This is a genomic window from Streptomyces pathocidini, assembly GCF_001418495.1.
Taxonomy (GTDB): domain Bacteria; phylum Actinomycetota; class Actinomycetes; order Streptomycetales; family Streptomycetaceae; genus Streptomyces; species Streptomyces pathocidini.
Map to the genome: position 1 here is coordinate 1 of NZ_LIQY01000728.1, position 1,120 is coordinate 1,120.

A 1,120-nucleotide genomic window follows, 5' to 3' on the forward strand; every position below is an offset into this window, starting at 1 on the left:
ATAAGGGACAGCGGCTACAGCCCCGGCCCCGGCTCTCGCCCGCCCGGGTCCCGATGGCGCCAGGTCCAGTAGACGAGCGTCGACCCGAGGGCCCACGCGGACAGCACCAGATACGGGTCCGCCTTCTGGTACCCGGCGAAGTACACCGCCGTGTGCTGGGCGTTCACCGACGCGCCCGGCGGGAGCCAGCGCCCGATGGCGCCGAGTACGGACGGCAGCAGCGGCCAGGAGACCGCGCCGCCGGACGAGGGGTTGCCGAGCAGCACCATCAGGCCCCAGGTCGGGAGCATCGCCCACCGCCCGATGAGGGCGTTGAACATCGTGAAGACCATCCCCGACGCGTACATCGTCAGCGAGAGGATCGCCCACGACACCGCGAACGGCAGCCGCACCGCGTCCAGCAGCCAGTCCACGACCGCGGTGATCGCGAACCCGCCGAGCAGCGCGTACCCGGCGGTGAAGGCGATCCGCTCGGCCGGGTTCAGCAGCGGGGCGTTGATGGTCAGCTGGATCGCGCCGACAAAGCCGGTGATCACCGCCGCGATCGTCACGTAGAAGAGGGCGAGCCCGCGCGGGTCGCCGGGCTGCAGCGGGTTCACGTCCCGGACCACGACCGGTACGCCGACCCGCTCGCCGACCTTGGGCGCCGCCTTGGTGAGCAGTTCGGCGACCGAGGACCCGGAGGCGCCGGACACGTCCAGCTCCACCCGGCCGCCCCCGGCGGGCACGCGCAGCACCGCGAACACCCGCTGCTCCTCGATGTCCTCGCGCGCGCCGGCGTAGGTGGCGTAGTCGTGCAGTTCGAGGGAGGTGTCGAGCTCCTCCTCGAGCCCGTCGACGAACGAGCGCCCCGCCGAGCCCCGGTCGATCCCGACGACGGCGGTGGGGATCCGATGCGGCGTGGGGTTGGCCATGGCGTACGTGTACGAGCCCGCGAAGAGGCCGGCCGCGGCGCCGAGGATGAGCGAGACCACGACCGCGGGAAAGTAGGCCGACCGTGCGAACGCCCGCCAGCACCCGACGAACGACACCCCTGCCATGCCGCCACGCTAAGCGAGCACCCCCGACCGCGCTCGCCGCGCCCGCCCCCGCCGAGAGGGCCCCGCGGGCAGTTCGACGG

At 73.0% G+C, this 1,120-nt stretch carries 1 protein-coding gene; it reads right to left on the reverse strand.

Features of this window, described 5'->3' with window-relative positions; translation table 11 throughout:
* Positions 1 to 14: 14 nt before the first annotated feature.
* Positions 15 to 1,040, reverse strand: a complete 1,026-nt coding sequence (locus tag AOK16_RS24855; protein WP_055474324.1) for an ABC-2 transporter permease — start codon at positions 1,038 to 1,040, stop codon at positions 15 to 17.
* Positions 1,041 to 1,120 lie beyond the last annotated feature (80 nt).

Excerpts from the sequence above, each read along its gene's own strand:
- AOK16_RS24855 (WP_055474324.1), bottom strand. The coding sequence starts at position 1,040 with ATGGCAGGGGTGTCGTTCGTCGGGTGCTGGCGGGCGTTCGCACGGTCG.